At 33.0% G+C, this 15,767-nt stretch carries 15 protein-coding genes and 4 pseudogenes; 16 read left to right on the forward strand and 3 right to left on the reverse strand.

The genetic code is table 11. The features are described from left to right. Positions 1 to 88: 88 nt before the first annotated feature. Both CLMAG_RS33885 and CLMAG_RS20000 read right to left on the reverse strand, forming a co-directional pair. A pseudogene (locus CLMAG_RS33885) lies at positions 89 to 178 on the reverse strand (DNA gyrase inhibitor); the annotation flags it as partial. Continuing rightward, positions 177 to 878: a YczE/YyaS/YitT family protein gene (locus CLMAG_RS20000; protein ID WP_066626659.1), complete on the reverse strand. Its 702-nt coding sequence runs from the start codon at positions 876 to 878 to the stop codon at positions 177 to 179. The gene CLMAG_RS20000 and the pseudogene CLMAG_RS33885, both read right to left, overlap by 2 nt. Positions 879 to 1,063: 185 nt before the next feature. On the opposite strand from CLMAG_RS20000, the gene CLMAG_RS20005 reads away from it, so the two are divergent. Both CLMAG_RS20005 and CLMAG_RS20010 read left to right on the forward strand, forming a co-directional pair. Next, on the forward strand, positions 1,064 to 2,443 hold the full coding sequence (locus tag CLMAG_RS20005) for an aminotransferase-like domain-containing protein (protein WP_066626661.1): 1,380 nt from the start codon (positions 1,064 to 1,066) through the stop codon (positions 2,441 to 2,443). 153 nt (positions 2,444 to 2,596) lie between these two features. Continuing rightward, positions 2,597 to 2,788: a YwbE family protein gene (locus CLMAG_RS20010; protein WP_066627048.1), complete on the forward strand. Its 192-nt coding sequence runs from the start codon at positions 2,597 to 2,599 to the stop codon at positions 2,786 to 2,788. Between the two features lie 202 nt (positions 2,789 to 2,990). Here the strand turns inward: CLMAG_RS20010 and CLMAG_RS20015 are convergent. Next, a pseudogene (locus CLMAG_RS20015) lies at positions 2,991 to 3,789 on the reverse strand (aldo/keto reductase). An 89-nt stretch (positions 3,790 to 3,878) separates the two neighbouring features. On the opposite strand from CLMAG_RS20015, the gene CLMAG_RS31030 reads away from it, so the two are divergent. The 14 genes and pseudogenes from CLMAG_RS31030 to CLMAG_RS20070 all read left to right on the forward strand — a co-directional run bounded on the left by CLMAG_RS31030 (position 3,879) and on the right by CLMAG_RS20070 (position 15,701). Continuing rightward, positions 3,879 to 4,064 carry a flavodoxin gene (locus tag CLMAG_RS31030; protein WP_082832016.1) on the forward strand — a complete coding sequence of 62 codons (186 nt, stop codon included), beginning with the start codon at positions 3,879 to 3,881 and terminating at the stop codon, positions 4,062 to 4,064. 102 nt (positions 4,065 to 4,166) lie between these two features. Then, positions 4,167 to 4,307: a hypothetical protein gene (locus CLMAG_RS32585; protein ID WP_161487002.1), complete on the forward strand. Its 141-nt coding sequence runs from the start codon at positions 4,167 to 4,169 to the stop codon at positions 4,305 to 4,307. A gap of 278 nt (positions 4,308 to 4,585) precedes the next feature. After that, positions 4,586 to 5,746, forward strand: a complete 1,161-nt coding sequence (locus CLMAG_RS20020; protein WP_066626663.1) for an aldo/keto reductase — start codon at positions 4,586 to 4,588, stop codon at positions 5,744 to 5,746. 280 nt (positions 5,747 to 6,026) lie between these two features. Next, positions 6,027 to 6,359: pseudogene (locus CLMAG_RS20025) on the forward strand (energy-coupling factor ABC transporter permease); the annotation flags it as partial. A 10-nt stretch (positions 6,360 to 6,369) separates the two neighbouring features. After that, complete coding sequence (locus CLMAG_RS35085) at positions 6,370 to 6,507, forward strand: PDGLE domain-containing protein (protein WP_423231089.1); 138 nt, start codon at positions 6,370 to 6,372, stop codon at positions 6,505 to 6,507. A 140-nt stretch (positions 6,508 to 6,647) separates the two neighbouring features. Then, positions 6,648 to 7,970 (forward strand): nickel pincer cofactor biosynthesis protein LarC, encoded by a 1,323-nt coding sequence (gene larC / locus CLMAG_RS20030; protein WP_066626670.1) that lies wholly within the window; start codon positions 6,648 to 6,650, stop codon positions 7,968 to 7,970. Between the two features lie 26 nt (positions 7,971 to 7,996). Then, positions 7,997 to 8,821 (forward strand): ATP-dependent sacrificial sulfur transferase LarE, encoded by an 825-nt coding sequence (gene larE, locus CLMAG_RS20035; RefSeq protein WP_066626672.1) that lies wholly within the window; start codon positions 7,997 to 7,999, stop codon positions 8,819 to 8,821. Positions 8,822 to 8,850: 29 nt separating this feature from the next. Beyond that, the gene (larB, locus tag CLMAG_RS20040) at positions 8,851 to 9,597 is read left to right on the forward strand and encodes a nickel pincer cofactor biosynthesis protein LarB (RefSeq protein WP_066626674.1); all 747 of its coding nucleotides are present in this window, start codon (positions 8,851 to 8,853) and stop codon (positions 9,595 to 9,597) included. 146 nt (positions 9,598 to 9,743) lie between these two features. Next, positions 9,744 to 10,130, forward strand: coding sequence for a MerR family transcriptional regulator (locus CLMAG_RS20045; RefSeq protein WP_066626676.1), 387 nt, complete (start codon positions 9,744 to 9,746; stop codon positions 10,128 to 10,130). Between the two features lie 160 nt (positions 10,131 to 10,290). Next, positions 10,291 to 11,076 (forward strand): annotated as a pseudogene (locus tag CLMAG_RS20050) (iron-containing alcohol dehydrogenase); the annotation flags it as partial. A gap of 169 nt (positions 11,077 to 11,245) precedes the next feature. After that, a complete protein-coding gene (locus CLMAG_RS20055) occupies positions 11,246 to 12,205 on the forward strand; it encodes a metallophosphoesterase family protein (protein ID WP_066626678.1) in 960 nt (319 codons plus the stop codon). A gap of 408 nt (positions 12,206 to 12,613) precedes the next feature. Beyond that, positions 12,614 to 13,243 (forward strand): IS607 family transposase, encoded by a 630-nt coding sequence (locus CLMAG_RS20060; RefSeq protein ID WP_066626680.1) that lies wholly within the window; start codon positions 12,614 to 12,616, stop codon positions 13,241 to 13,243. Next, positions 13,221 to 14,363 carry an RNA-guided endonuclease InsQ/TnpB family protein gene (locus tag CLMAG_RS20065; RefSeq protein ID WP_066626682.1) on the forward strand — a complete coding sequence of 381 codons (1,143 nt, stop codon included), beginning with the start codon at positions 13,221 to 13,223 and terminating at the stop codon, positions 14,361 to 14,363. Before CLMAG_RS20060 ends, CLMAG_RS20065 begins: the two co-directional genes overlap by 23 nt. A gap of 183 nt (positions 14,364 to 14,546) precedes the next feature. After that, positions 14,547 to 15,701 carry an aldo/keto reductase gene (locus CLMAG_RS20070; protein WP_066626684.1) on the forward strand — a complete coding sequence of 385 codons (1,155 nt, stop codon included), beginning with the start codon at positions 14,547 to 14,549 and terminating at the stop codon, positions 15,699 to 15,701. Positions 15,702 to 15,767 lie beyond the last annotated feature (66 nt).

Below are 15,767 nucleotides of genomic sequence, written 5' to 3' on the forward strand. Positions count from 1 at the left end.
CTCCAAATATTGTATATTAATAACATTTGGAGGTGCATTTCATTACTACTCTTAAAATAATATGACTTACGATGTTTTTAATTGAATTTTATAATATTGGTACGCAAATTTCCCAATAATGATTATTTATCATCTGAATTGCATAGCGTTCAAGAATAGGTCTTCTAAACTCAGGGTTATCTTGGGCTATTCACCTGATTTTCAGTCACTTCTTTTCTATTAAATAGTTCTTTTTTAATACTAATTACCATTTTAAAAGTTGCATCCAAAGTCTCATGATTAACCGCTGTTGCATCAAACTTAAGCAGCTTAAAAGTTGTCTGAACACAAAAGCCTATTACCATGGCGGATATAACCGTTCCAATACCAAGCATACCTCCAAGAATCCAACCTACGAGAGCTGCTATAAGCTCAATTGATCCACGGCAGACACCTATTGGCAGTCCTGTTTTGCGAGTAAGTGCTACCATTAAACTGTCTCTGGGACCGGCACCAAAGGCTGAGCCAATATAAAAATAGGAGGCTAGGGCAATAATAAACAATCCTGCAACCAGCATTATAATTCCTAGGAACATATTATTAAGCACTGGTATTATATGAAATGCCATAATCATATCAAGGAATACACCTATTAGCACCATGTTTAAAATCGTACCAAGTCCAAGTTTTTCTCCAAGCACTATTGCTATTATTCCAATAACTAATCCAGTAATAATTGAAGCAGTTCCAATGCTCATTCCAGTGGCTTTTCCAAGTCCAACATGAAAAGCGTCCCAGGGAGCATATCCTATATGGGCATTCATAGTAACAACAATTCCAAGTGAATAGAGGAAAAGTCCTAATATTAAGCGCAGAAAACGGATTAAGAATTGTTTCATAGTTAAATCTCCTTTCAAAATTGTATGGTAAAAAAATAAATGATATAATAATTGTATGACATTAGTTTAGAATTAAATGTTTTTTTGAGATCAGTATAAATACCGTATTTATCTTTATTATATAGGGAATACCAGTTAAGTCAATGGGTTATTGTTTGTCATACAATTTGAAGTGGGGGAGAATTATGTGGAATCCTAAAATCATTGATACAGATAAAGTGTTGTATGTTGCAATCGCAGATGCAATCGAAAGGGACGTTCAGCTTGGCGTCCTTAAGTCAGGTGAAAGAATGCCGCCTCAGCGATCACTTGCAAAGATAATAGGAGTTAATCTAACTACAATTTCAAGAGCATATAAAGAAGCAGAAAATAGAGGACTTATTTCAGGTACTGTAGGAAGTGGAACTTATGTATTACAAAATGAAAAAAGAGATATTTCTTTACCGGGGATTCTTAACAGAGATGATGAGATTATAGAACTTGGTCTAGTAGGTTCTACAAAGGTTGAAGGTTATGATTTGGCAAATTTACTTATTTCTGTTGCAGAGGATGAGACATTGGACTCATTGTTTGATTATGTACCAAGTCAAGGTCTTCGCAGACATAGAGAGGCTGCCTCAAAATGGATAAAGCAATATGGTCTTGAGTTAGATCCTGACCGAATTGTAATATGTGCGGGAGCCATGCATGCTATTAACTGCTGTCTGATGGGGCTATTTGAACCTGGAGATAGAATTGCCGTGGATTCACTTACATTTACCGGCTTCAAGAATGCTGCTCAGCTAAGTCATGTTAAACTTGAACCCATTGCAATGGATGGGGAGGGCATGATTCCCGAAAGTCTTGAAAATATATGTAGGAGATCTCAGATAAAAGGCATTTATCTTATGCCCAATATGCAGAACCCAACAGCAACTGCTATGTCAGTGGAGAGAAAGCAGGCTATTGCAGATATAATCCTAAGATATGGATTAATTCTGATTGAAGATGATATATACAATTTTACAAATAATACTGAAAGGACAGCACTTACCAGTCTTGTGCCTGATAATGGTATTTTTATCTGTGGTATGTCAAAAGCTTTTCTTCCTGGACTTAGGATAGCTATTACTGCTGTGCCTGATAGATTTTTATGCAAATTTATTCAGACTGTTACAAATACTGTTTGGATGGCACCAGCCATAAGCGCAGAACTTGTCTCACGTTTAATTGAGAGTGGTGCTGCTTTAGAAATCATAAATAAGAAAAGGAAGGTTATCGCCCGCAGGCTTCAGCTCGCAAAGATTATACTTAAGGATTTCTATTTTCAAACTACTGAAAATAGTATGTTTTTATGGCTTAACCTTCCTGAAGGGTGGTCCTGCGCGGATTTTGAAAATATAGCTTTGATGGAAAAAGTAAGAGTAATATCTGCTTATAAGTTTTATGTTGGAAATCAACTGCCGCCAAATGCAGTAAGAATTTCGCTGGGAATGGTAAAAAATGATGAACAGCTGATAAAGGGACTGAATATTCTAGTGAGGATTTTAAAGCAGTATCCACTACTTACATCACCTGTAATGTAGTAGGTATAGCAAGCAAAAACCATCCATTATACTTCCAGCTTTTGCAAGAGCTTTAGATAGGAAGGTGCGGATTTTTTAGCGGAAATAGATTTGGTTAAAAAATATTGAGAAGATACTATGTTTAGATTAAATGTAAGAAGGAAAGGTGATACTATGGATGGAAAGATACGAAAAGATATAAAAATAGGAGCAAAAGTCCTTATTGTCCAAAAGCAAGACCAGCGTTCTGGAAAGTTAACTGAGGGTGTGGTGCAAAAACTCCTCACAAACTCAGAGTTTCATCCTCGTGGTATCAAAGTTATGCTTGAGGATGGAATTGTAGCAAGAGTAAAAGAAATAAAATAATATTTAACTCAAATGTGCAGAATTCTCCCATACTCTATAGGTAGGAGAATTCTGCACATTTGGGTTAAATATTTTATAATATAAATATATAAAGCTATGATAGAATTTAACGTATAAATAGCCTCACCATCAGAAAATGTAATATCTGATGATGAGGCTACTTATATGTTAAAGGTCAAATAAGTTATTATGATAAGTGTTACTATAGGTTTTGTTCAAAGGTTGCTTTAACATTTTTTAATTCTTCTCTAATAGAAATATGCTGTGGGCAGTGTTGTTCACATTTTCCGCATTGAACACAATTTGATGCCTTTGCTCTTCCTAGGCTCATATATTGAAGTGTGGCAAATGCCATAGTATCCTCAAGTAAAAATACATTGTTAGAATAAGCAAAGTTTTCTGGTATATTAACCTAAATAGAACATGGCATACAATACCTACAACCAGTACAGTTAACTTTCATCTTTTCTTTGAAAGTTTTCTTTGCAAAATCCATTAACTCTAGTTCTTTTTCAGTTAAGGAATTGGCTTTTCCTTCTTTTGCTGTATTTATATTATCCTCTACATGTTCCATAATTGAAACATCTAATCCTTTGCTAGCAGAATATTCTAATCATTCTTTACCTGTTTGGTAATTTTCATCTAAGTAATTGTATTGAATTTGTCAGAAAGACCAATCATAATAATCTATCCATATCTTCTCTTGTCTGAACCAGCAAAACAGGAAGCTTCGTTGCTATTTTTACACGCTCTCTATATCCATCCCTTAATGCTTTAGATACGAAAGGCTCACTTTCTCCTCCCTTGTCAAATCCTGATCCATGGTAGGGATATGCAGTATCAATATAGTTTACACCATTATCAATTGCGTATCTTATCATTTTTATTGCTTTATCTTCGTAAATTTTTGTTGTATCGCCATTAATAATAGGTAATCTCATACAACCAAAACCTAAAAATGAAACCTCTTCATTTGTTTTGCCAAACTTTCTATATAACATCTTTCGATCTCTCTTATTTAAAATCTAAACAATCTGTGCACTGACTGTTTATGTATTAATAACAATAATAATAAAACAAAGAAGGTGATATAGAAGAATATGATTTCGCTGGAAAGACAATTCTGCCATTCTGTACCCATGAAGGAAGCGGTATGGGCGGAAGTGAACGGGATATCAAGCGTATCTGTCCATCTGCAAAGGTAGAAAAGAGCATTGCTATTCATGGTGGTAGTGTTAAAAGTGCAGCAGGTACGATTAAGTCTTGGCTTTCATAACAAATATCTTAGTAATTTATAAAACCCTTGACTTAGAGTGGACTCCAAGTGATAGGGTATATATAGAACAAAGAAATACAAGTAAAAAAGTGGAGGAGAAAAATGGAGAATTTGAAAAACATGTTTTTAGCAGGATTAGAGCAATATTTAATTACATTAATTAGTGTGGAAACATATGGTGATTTTCGAAAAGCATATCAGGAATACTTAGAACAAGTTATTAGTGATTATTCCAATCGATAAGTTATAACATGAAAGTGAAAAAAATTTAGATAATTACTTATGCAATATAATTAACTATAAAATCTGGCAGTGCATAGGAAAAAATACGTCATCAGAAATTTTTTAAAAAAGCTCTTGACTTAGAGTGAACTCTAAGTAGTAGAGTATTAAGGAGAACAATAATCGGAGATTAAAAACCATGACAATTGCAGAAGTGAGTAAAAAGTTTTGAGGATCAATTTATAGATTGAACAGTCGGTATATAGAATGTTTAGATTTTAGGATAGGGAGATGGAAATATGTTATATAGAAAATTGGGAAAAACAAATGAAAGTGTTTCAGCTTTAAGCTTTGGATGTATGAGATTACCTATTATTGATGGAGATGTTACTAAGATTGATGAGGAAAAGGCTATAGAAATGCTTCATCATGCAATTGATGAGGGTGTCAATTATATAGATACTGCATATCCTTATCATGGAACTGGAATGGCAAGAGGCGGAGAAAGTGAACCATTTGTTGGTAGAGCGCTGAAGGATGGGTATAGAGAAAAAGTTAATTTAGCTACAAAGCTTCCTAGCTGGTTAATTAAGACTAGAGAAGATATGGATAAGTATTTAAATGAACAATTAGAACGTATACAAACAGATAAAATAGATTTTTATTTAGTACATGCTTTAACTGAAGGTATTTGGGAGAATTTAAAGAAATTAGGAATAGATGAATTTTTAAATTCAGCAATTAAAGATGGAAGAATAAGATATGCAGGATTTTCCTTTCATGATGATTTAGATGTATTTAAAGAAATAGTAGATTATTATGATTGGTCATTCTGTCAAATTCAATATAATTATCTAGATGAAAATTTCCAAGCTGGAGCAGAAGGATTAAAATATGCAGCAGATAAAGGTCTGGGAGTTGTTATTATGGAACCACTTAGAGGTGGAAAGCTGGTTGGAAATCTTCCAGAATCAGTTACAAATGCCTTTGAAAAAGCAGAAACTAAAAGATCGACCGTTGAGTGGGCTCTAAGATGGGTATGGAATCATCCAGAAGTATCTGTAGTACTTAGTGGTATGAATGTAATGGAGCATATCAATGAAAATTTAAGAATTGCTAGTGTTGCACTACCTAACTCTCTAACAGAAAAAGAATTAGAAATAATGAACAATGTAAAGGAAGCATATAAACAAAGAACAAAAGTTAACTGTACTGCTTGTCAGTACTGTATGCCTTGTCCAGCAGGAGTAAATATTCCTAAGAACTTTACACTTTATAACCAATATCACATGCTTGTTACGCCAGAATCAGAAGGAGAGCTTAAGAGACACTATAATGTATTTGCAGATGTGTCAGAAAAACCAGACAAATATGTAGAGTGCGGTAAATGTGAAAGTCATTGTCCACAAGGAATTAAGATTCGTGAAGAATTAAAAAATGTAAAGGCGCTATTTGTGTAGATATGAAGTGGAAACTTGAATCAGATATGTTTCGTCTACTACCCGGGGTTTTGCCTGTTAAATGTCATTTAGGCATTTACTCCACATTTGATTCTTAGTTGAACGAATCCAGACGTACCCGCTCGCAACGTACGCTTTGAGAAGCGGGAGTATTAGAGCGGGTAGTCATCGGATAAATTGATATAAATATAATCGGATATGGTAAAATTCTGAGGAATAGAATATATATTCTTAACCATAATACTTAGTTGTTTAGTTACTTCCAAGGAGGAATAACACCATGCATATACCGGATAACTATCTAAGTCCCTCAACTTGTGCTGCCTTTGTAGCAGTCATGCTGCCTATATGGAGAAGAGCAAGTTTAAAGGTAAAGAATGAACTAACAAGACAGAAAATACCTCTTCTTGGAGTGGCAACAGCCTTTTCATTTTTAATTATGATGTTTAATATACCTCTTCCAGGAAGAACTACAGGACATGCTATTAGAGGTGCTCTTGTCGCTATTTTGCTTGGACCCTATTCAGCTGTGTTTGCAGTTACTATAGCTGTTGCAATTCAAGCATTGTTTTTTGGAGATGGGGGGATTTTAACACTGGGAGTAAATTGTTTTTAATTCACCAATCCAAGATTATAGTTTTAGATTTTTAAATGAAAATTATGGATATATTCTATCAGCATTAGTTGGCGTAATAATAATTTTGATTACTTTTAAGGTTTTAGGAAAAATAGATTTGAACACAAATATAAAAGAAGATTAAAGAAAATTCCGTTTACATATAAGAATACAATAGCTCTTGATAATGTAAATGTACATATAGAAGAAGAGGAATTAATAGCCGTTATAGTTCCAATGGGAAGAGATTTTTTTAAATTTAAAGAATGAGAAGGAGTAATAATAATGAAGATTTTATATTATGATTGTTTTTGTGGAATAAGTGGTGATATGAATTTAGCAGCACTAATAGATTTAGGAGTTCCTAAAGAGTATTTACTGCAGGAGCTTTCAAAAATGAATTTAAATTCTGAATATGAAATAAAAATTGAAAGGGCTGCAAAACTTGGAATAACAGGAACTAGGGTAGACGTCATATTAAAAGATAAATTGGAGGATAGGACACATAGTCAAGAGCAAGCTTTGCATGGTCATAATCATGAGCATACCCATGGGCACTCTCATCATCATGAAGGTGAAGAGCATAATCATGGTGAAAATAATCATAGCCATAGGGAGAGTCATAAAGAACATGTTCACACTCACCAGCATCATCATAGAAACTTGAAGGATATAAAGGAAATAGTAAATTCAAGTGATTTAAGCGATAAAGTTAAGAAGCGTAGTTTAGATATGTTTATGAAGGTTGCAGAAGCAGAAGCAAAGGTTCATGGAAAAGATTTATACGAAGTGCATTTTCATGAGGTAGGAGCTATTGATTCAATTGTGGATATGGTGGGAGCAGCCATTTGTTTAGACTATTTAGAGGTTGATAAAATTATTGCATCCCCAGTTCAAGTTGGAGGTGGATTTGTTAAATGTGCTCATGGACTTATGCCAGTACCAGCTCCTGCAACAGTAGAAATATTAAAGAATATTCCTATAAATATTGGTATAGTGCAGTTTGAAACTACCACTCCAACAGGAGCGGCAATACTAGCATCAAACGCTCATGAATTTACTCCAAAAATTGATTTTTCAATTAAAAAGGTTGCTTATGGAATAGGTCACCGAGATTTAGAGATTCCAAATGTTTTAAGAGTATATCTAGGTGAGCGGGAAGGCTCTGAAGAAGTAGGAGAGATGTATATTATTGAAACTAATATTGATGATATGAATCCTGAATTTTATGGATATTTAGAAGAAAAACTTTTCGAAGTAGGAGCTTTAGACGTAGTGAAAACACCTATATTTATGAAAAAGGGAAGACCAGCAATAAAATTAAGTGTATCAGTTAACGAAAGAAACGAAGAAAATGTTCTAGATATCATTTTTCAAGAGACAACTTCAATAGGGGTTAGAAAATGTAAAGTTGAAAAAATAATGCTAAATAGAGAGTTTTCAAAAGTAAAAACAGAGTATGGAGATATTACAATAAAGAAATCTTATTATAAAGGAAAGCTAGTAAAATATAAACCAGAATATGAGGAATGCAAGATTATAGCAAAAGAAAAAAATATACCTATAGATAGGGTATATAAGGCGGTTTTTAAAGAAGATATAAATTAATATTATAGGTGAAAGGCGGAAGTTAAATGATAAACAATGAAAAGTATAATGGATTAATAAAATATCTGAAGAGTCTAGGAAAAGTAGTGTTAGCATTTTCTGGTGGAGTAGACAGTACTTTTTTACTCAGAGTAGCAAAAGAAGCTCTTGGAGACAACGTAAAGGCAGTGACAATTTTATCACCATATATTCCAAAGTGGGAAATAGCAGAGGCACAGGAGCTTGTTAAGGAGTTAGGAGTACAGCATGAAATTATAGAAGCTCCAATTATTGATTCAATTAAATTTAATCCTGAAGATAGATGTTATCTTTGCAAAACAGCAGTGTTTGCCATGATATTATCTATTGCTAAGGAACAAGGATATGATTACGTAATTGATGGAACTAACTTTGATGATATAAGTGATTATAGACCAGGACTTAAAGCTTTAAAGGAATTAGAAGTAAAAAGTCCACTTTTAGAATGTAAGTTTACTAAAGCAGAAATAAGAGCTTTTTCTAAGGAATTAGGACTTAATACTTGGGATAAGCCACCATATGCTTGCCTTTTGACAAGAATACCTTATGGAAATGAATTAAAAGTAGAAGATTTTGAGAAGATTGAAAATGCAGAAAAATATATGATGAGCATAGGATTTAGAGCTGTTAGGGTAAGATGTCATGGAAATTTAGCAAGGGTTGAGGTTGCTAGACAGGATAGAAGTAAATTATTTAATGAAGAGCTTTTAGACACTATTTCAGAAAATATAAAAGAATGTGGATTTAAATATGTAACATTAGACTTACAAGGATATAGAGTAGGCAGCTTCAATGAAAATATAATGAAGAACTTAAATGAGCAAAATAAATAGTAATTAAGAATCTTGGGAGGATAAAACTAGTGAATAAAGAAGAAATTAAAGCTTTATTGGAAGGTATTAAAAATAACAGGATAAACGTAGAAGAAGCTCTTGAAAAATTAGAAGATTTACCTTTTAAAGATTTAGGTTTTGCTAAAATAGATAATCATAGAGAGATTAGAGTTGGCTATCCAGAAGTAATATATTGTGAAGGAAAGACAGTAGATCAAGTTAGAGACATTGTTAAATTTATGCTTACAAAAAATAATAACATATTAGGAACTAGAGCTAGTGAAGAAATGTATAATGCAGTAAAGGAAATATGCAGCGAGGCAGAGTATAATAAACTTGGTCGAACAATAACAATTAAGAAAAAGGAACAGACTCTTACAGAGAGTTATATAGCGATAGTTGCAGCCGGTACTTCTGACTTACCTGTTGTAGAAGAAGCATATGAAACTGCTAAAATATTAGGTAATAGAGTTGAAAAAATAGTGGATGTAGGTGTTGCAGGGATACACAGACTCTTTTCAAGGTTAGATGTTATTATAGGAGCAAAAGCTGTAATAGTGATTGCGGGAATGGAAGGAGCTTTAGCTAGTGTTATAGGGGGACTCGTGGACAAACCTGTAATAGCAGTTCCAACAAGTGTTGGCTATGGAGCAAGCTTTGGAGGAGTTGCAGCTTTATTGTCCATGTTAAATAGCTGTGCCAGTGGTGTAAGTGTAGTAAATATAGATAATGGATTTGGTGCAGCGTATAATGCCAGTATAATTAATAAGCTATAATTGGTAAGAGGAGGTTTAAGCTTCAATATATAGACTAACTAAACTGCAGTTTAAAATTAATACAGAACATAGATGTTAAAAGAGAGAATCTATTGACTTGATTTAGACTCCAAGTGATATAATGTCAAAAAGGAGGTTGAATTCATATGACGATTACAGAAGTAAGTAAAAAATATGAACTTTCAGCGGATACCCTTCGCTATTATGAACGTGTTGGACTGATTCCTGAGGTAAACCGCAATAAAAATGGAATCAGGAACTATACGGAAGAAGACTGCAGATGGGTTGAGTTTATTAAATGTATGAGAAGTGCAGGTCTTCCTATTGAAGTATTAATTGAGTATGTTACGTTGTTTCAAAAGGGTGATGAAACTATTGAGGCAAGAAAAGAGATATTAACTGAACAACGTAAACAGTTAATAGAAAAAATGGAAGATATCAAAAAAACAATAGAACGCCTGGATTATAAAATAGAAAGATATGACCAATCAGTAGTTAAGAAAGAAAATGAACTAAAAAGAATGGATGATTAGTATTTCTGTATTCTAAATAGAAAATTACATTAAGGCCTCTTTACACTTGGTTTGAAATTAAAAGTGTAGAGGGGCTTTTGTTAGAAAAAGATTAGTTACGTTATGTATTATTAGTGCGTTGGGAGGATGTGAAGATCAAGTTAGAGCTCATGTTCAAGGTAATAAAATAGTACCAGTTGCATCCATTCTTACATTGGCAGGGACAGGATCAGAAATGAATGCTGGATCAGTTATTACCAACGATGATATGAAACTTAAGATGGGACGGGTTTTTCCATCAAATGTCAATCTAAAATTTTCAATATTAAATCCAGAATATACATTTACATTACCTACATATCAGATGGTAAGTGGAATTTTTGATATGATGTCACATTTAATGGAAGCTTATTTCTCAGGTGAAGATGACACTACTTCTGACTATTTGATTGAAGGACTTCTTCGTTCTATTATAAGCAGTGCAAAAATTGCAGTGAAAGATCCTAAAAACTATGAAGCAAGAAGTAATTTAATGTGGAGTTCTACTCTTGCAATGAACCCAATTATGGGCTTAAGCAAAACCCAAGATTGGGAAGTTCATATGATTGAACATCAGATTGGTGCTTATACAGATTGTGCACATGGTATGGGACTGGCAGCAGTATCACTTCCATATTACAGATATATATATAAGTTTGGTTTAGATAAGTTTGTTCGCTTTGCTAAACAAGTATGGGGTATTGATGAAACTGGAAAGACTAAGGAAGAAGTTGCTTTAGAAGGTATTGATGCTATTGAAAGTTTTGTAAAGGAATGTGGTATAGTAACGAACCTCAAGGAACTTGGTGCAACAGAAGAGATGCTTCCACTAATTGCAAATTCAACTGTACTACTTTCAGGTGGATATAAAGCATTAATTGCAGAGGAAGTCTTAGAAATTTTAAAGACTGCGTATGCTGCGGTATAGGACGGCTCAGTAAACTTCAAGTATAATATAGAATTAAAAGGAATAAGATTATGAAAAAGCAAACAGACCACCGATTAAAGATATAAGTTCTTGTTCAGTGGTCTTTTGTCTTGTACAGATTGAAAAGTTTATTTATTAATAAATTTAATTACATAGAAGGGGGATTAAAATGAAGAAGATTAAAATAATAATTATTACAATTATAGTAATTCTTCTAAGCGTAATGTCAGCCATATACATATATAAACCTAGACCAATTACTAAAGCTACAGCAACAGTGAAATCAAATGCAGATCTTGCTTTTGCTGTGTTAGGAGATGTTCATGGAAATATTGATAGCTTTCAAAGGTCTATCAATGATTTATATAGAGTAAATCCTGATATAGATGCATTAGTATTAAATGGGGATACCGTAGATCAAGGTATTGAGGAGCAGTATGATTCAGTAAAAAAGGCTTTAAGCGAAAATAAATATTTGTTACCTGAAACAATTATCAAGAATATAGGGAATCATGAGTTTTTTAACTATGATGCAGGGACTAATTCATCGCAGCAAGTTCAAGTATTTATAAACAGATATCTTGAATTTGCTGGAGAAGAAAAAGTGTATCATGATACATGGGTGAAGGGTTATCATTTTATATCATTAGGATCTGAAGATGGTAATTCTAAAACATTAGATTCAATAAAAGCTTTTATATCTAAGGAGCAACAAAATTGGTTCAAAGAAAAATTGACTGAAAATTATCAAAAGGGAAAGCCTATATTTGTATTTTTGCATCAGCCTCTTGGTTTTAAATATGGAAATAAAACTTATGTTGGAGTTGAGCAAAGTGATCAAATTAAAGAAATATTATCAAAATATCCAGAAGTAATATTATTTTCATCTCACACCCATAGAGATTTAGATGAAAATAGTATTGTATTAAATAGCCCATTTACAATGATTAACACAGGAGCTGTTGGCTATACCTTGATACCTGATGAAAGTAGCCAAAGAGGTATGAGAAGAGAATCGTCTTATATTAAAGGGTTGTATATTGAAGTCAATGGTAATAAGGTTATTGTTAAAGGCAGGAACATTAAAGAAGAGCAGTGGATATTTACAAAAGAATTTTTAAAAGAATGATATGGTTGGTTCATTAAACAAGGGATGATGAAGTGGAAACTTGAATCAGATGGGATTTCAAACCCCACCTGATTCTTAGTTGAACGAATCCAGGGACGTAGCCGCTCGCAACGTACTCTTTGAGAAAAGCAGAGAGCCCAAATCTCTGATTTGGTGCGAATCGCTTTCACACCGTGCTTAGGGAGTATTAGAGCGGGTAGTTATCGGATAAACAATAAGCTCAATGTGTGCTCTTCAAGAAAAACATTTCTCTAAGAAAATGAGAAAGACATCTTGACTTAGAGTTAACTCAAAGTGATATCATTAATTAAGAGGCTGATAACAGTTAGATGAAGTTTATAAAACTCTATAAAAGTTTATTGATATTTTTTATAGTTTATTGTATGGTGCTTTCAAGGAGTGATTAACTTGAAATATTATTCAATAGGAGAATTTGCAAAACTAATAGGTAAAACAGAACAAACATTAAGAAATTGGGACAAAAATGGTACGCTTAAACCACACCATGTGGTAGAAAGTGGCTATAGGTATTACTCGCAAGAGCAACTTAATCATTTCTTTGGCTTTAAAAATAATAATGCAGAGCAGAAACGTAGAGTAATCGGATATTGTAGAGTATCAAGCAATAAGCAAAAAGACGATTTAGAAAGACAGATAGAAAATGTTAAAACATATATGATAGCAAAAGCATACTCATTTGATATTATATCTGATATAGGCAGTGGAATTAACTACAATAAAAAGGGATTAAATCAGTTAGTAGAATTAATAACAACGTCACAAGTTGAGAAGATAGTAATTCTATATAAAGATCGGTTATTACGCTTTGGTTTTGAGTTGATAGAAAATCTATGTAATCAATTTAATACAACTATTGAGATTATTGACAACACAGAAAAAACAGAGGAACAGGAATTAGTTGAGGATTTAATTCAGATTGTTACAGCTTTTAGTTGTAGATTACAATGTAAAAGAGCAAATAAGGCTAAAAAGATGATTAAGGAGTTATTAGAGGATGAAAAGGGCGATTTATATTAGACTTTTTCCATCTAAAGAGCAGGAATTTCTTATGTGGAAACATATCGGTTCAATGAGATATGTGTTTAATTGGGGACTGGATAAACAAATTCAACACTATGAAACCACTAAAAAGAAATTGTCAGTTGCAGAATTAGGTGTAGAACTTACTAAACTTAAAAATCAAGAAGGTTTTGAATGGCTTTATGAAGTTAGTCACGCTACCTTAAAAGAAGCGTTAAGAGATTTAGATAAGGCATATAAGAATTTCTTTAATGGAAGTGGATTTCCTAAATTTAAAAGTAAGAAAAAGTCTAAAGATAAGTTTTATTCAAGATACGATAAAATCTACTTTAAAGACAGCATAGTTAATCTTGAAAAGATAGGCAAAGTACGATGTAGGCATAACTACAACATTGATTTATTAAAAGTAAATAAATTCAGTAATCCAAGAGTGAGTTTTAATGGCAGAGTATGGGTACTTTCCGTTGCTATTGAAATTGAAGTAGAAGATAAAAAAGAGCAGTTAAATAACTTTACTGTAGGAGTAGACTTAGGCATCAAAACACTTTCAGTAACTAATATTGATGAATTAGATGCTGTGAATATTAATAAGACAGTGAAGGTTAAAAGACTAATAAAGAAATTAAAAAGACTACAAAGACAATGTTCAAGAAAATATGAAGAAAATAGGAAAGGAGTATGTTACCAAAAGACTGCGAACATTGCAAAACTTGAAAAGAAGATTAAAAGACTTCATAGTAAGCTCACACATATTAGAGAAAATCATATACATCAAGCTACATCTAAAATAGCGAAAATCAAGCCTTTTAGAGTAGTTATGGAAGACTTAAAAGTATCTAATATGATGAGGAATAAGCACTTGTCAAAGGCAATAGCAGAGCAAGGATTTAGTATGTTTATTACTCAAATGAAAAATAAATGTGCTAAATATGGAATAGAGTTTATCCAAGTACCCACTTTTTATCCTTCAAGTAAAACTTGTAGCTCATGTGGTAGGATAAAAAAAGACTTAAAGCTATCAGATAGAACTTATAAATGTGAATGTGGATTTGTAGCTGATAGGGATAAAAACGCTTCATACAACCTTGCAAAATATGGTTTAGAAATATCAGCTTAAAAGATATTCTAAATTGGGTATTCGTTACAACCCACTACTGAAAAGTAGCAAAGCCTATGGAGTGTTATACAAACCAAAGTAGTCTCGGCAAAATGGAACACTATGAAGTAGGAAAGAAACAAAACAATAAACTTTTATAATCTTTTTATAAAGTTTTATAGAATTTTGGTAACGGTGGATAATATGGAATACAGAATTTTAGGAAGAACAGGAATTAAAGTAAGTGCCATTGGTATTGGCGGTGAGGGATTTGAAAATAAAAGTTATGAAGATTGCGAAGCAATTATTGATTGTGCAATGAATGAAGGTATTAACTTTATTGATATATATAATTCGAATCCGGAAGTTAGAAGTAATGTTGGAAAAGCGTTAGGTAAATATCCTCGAAGCAGTTTTGTTATTGAAGGACACCTATGTACTACCTGGGATGGAGAACAATATCGACGTACCAGGAATATCAATGAAGTTGTCAGTGCATATGAAGACTTTTTAACAAGAATGCAGTTAGATTATGTTGATGTAGGGATGATTCACTATGTCGATGATGATAAAGACTTTGATAACATTTTTAATGGAGACATAATTAAATATGCAAAAGAGTTAAAAGAAAAAGGGGTTATTAAGTCCTTAGGAATATCAACCCATAACACAGATATCGCTTTTAGAGCAGTGGAAACAGGAATAATTGATGTGATTTTATTTAGTATCAATGCTGCTTATGATATGTTACCGGCCACTGAAGATGTATACGAACTGTTTGAAGAAAGTACTTTTAAAGACAGGACTTATGAAGGTATTGATCCAAATCGTGATAGGTTATATCAAACCTGTGAAAATGCAGGTGTTGCTTTAACGGTTATGAAAGGCTATGCTGCTGGAGTATTATTAAGTGACAAACAATCGCCCTTCGAAAAAGCACTGACTCCGGTACAATGTTTACATTACTGTTTAACCAGGCCGGCAGTTGCCTCCGTAATGGTTGGAGTATCTAATATGGATCAAATACTTGCAGCAACCGCCTATTCTACTGCAAGTAATAAAGAAAAAGATTATAGTGAAGTTCTTGCAAATGCTCCAAGAAGTTTATTTAACGGACATTGCATGTATTGTGGCCATTGTGCCCCATGTTCGAAAAAGATAGATATTGCATCAGTAAACAAATATTTGGATTTAGCATCAATTCAAGAAGATGTTCCTGAAACATTAAAAAATCATTATGATTTATTGGGACATAACGCAAGTGAATGTATAGAATGTGGGTCATGTATGAAAAACTGTCCATTTGGTGTGGATGTTATTAATAAAATGAAACAGGCAGTTAAACTATTTGGTAATTAAACCACTACAAAAGAATCCCGCCTTTTCTTTTGGCACCTTTTAGGTACTGGAGAAAAGGGGGATTTT

The organism is Clostridium magnum DSM 2767 (assembly GCF_001623875.1).
In the GTDB taxonomy this organism is placed as follows: domain Bacteria; phylum Bacillota; class Clostridia; order Clostridiales; family Clostridiaceae; genus Clostridium_AM; species Clostridium_AM magnum.

What these genes read in the sequence shown, in the direction of transcription:
- CLMAG_RS20000 (WP_066626659.1), bottom strand. Translation starts at nt 878, where the DNA reads ATGAAACAATTCTTAATCCGTTTTCTGCGCTTAATATTAGGACTTTTC.
- CLMAG_RS20005 (WP_066626661.1), top strand. Translation starts at nt 1,064, where the DNA reads ATGTGGAATCCTAAAATCATTGATACAGATAAAGTGTTGTATGTTGCA.
- CLMAG_RS20010 (WP_066627048.1), top strand. Translation starts at nt 2,597, where the DNA reads ATGGATGGAAAGATACGAAAAGATATAAAAATAGGAGCAAAAGTCCTT.
- CLMAG_RS32585 (WP_161487002.1), top strand. Translation starts at nt 4,167, where the DNA reads ATGGAGAATTTGAAAAACATGTTTTTAGCAGGATTAGAGCAATATTTA.
- CLMAG_RS20020 (WP_066626663.1), top strand. Translation starts at nt 4,586, where the DNA reads ATGTTATATAGAAAATTGGGAAAAACAAATGAAAGTGTTTCAGCTTTA.
- larC (WP_066626670.1), top strand. Translation starts at nt 6,648, where the DNA reads ATGAAGATTTTATATTATGATTGTTTTTGTGGAATAAGTGGTGATATG.
- larE (WP_066626672.1), top strand. Translation starts at nt 7,997, where the DNA reads ATGATAAACAATGAAAAGTATAATGGATTAATAAAATATCTGAAGAGT.
- CLMAG_RS20045 (WP_066626676.1), top strand. Translation starts at nt 9,744, where the DNA reads ATGACGATTACAGAAGTAAGTAAAAAATATGAACTTTCAGCGGATACC.
- CLMAG_RS20055 (WP_066626678.1), top strand. Translation starts at nt 11,246, where the DNA reads ATGAAGAAGATTAAAATAATAATTATTACAATTATAGTAATTCTTCTA.
- CLMAG_RS20065 (WP_066626682.1), top strand. Translation starts at nt 13,221, where the DNA reads ATGAAAAGGGCGATTTATATTAGACTTTTTCCATCTAAAGAGCAGGAA.
- CLMAG_RS20070 (WP_066626684.1), top strand. Translation starts at nt 14,547, where the DNA reads ATGGAATACAGAATTTTAGGAAGAACAGGAATTAAAGTAAGTGCCATT.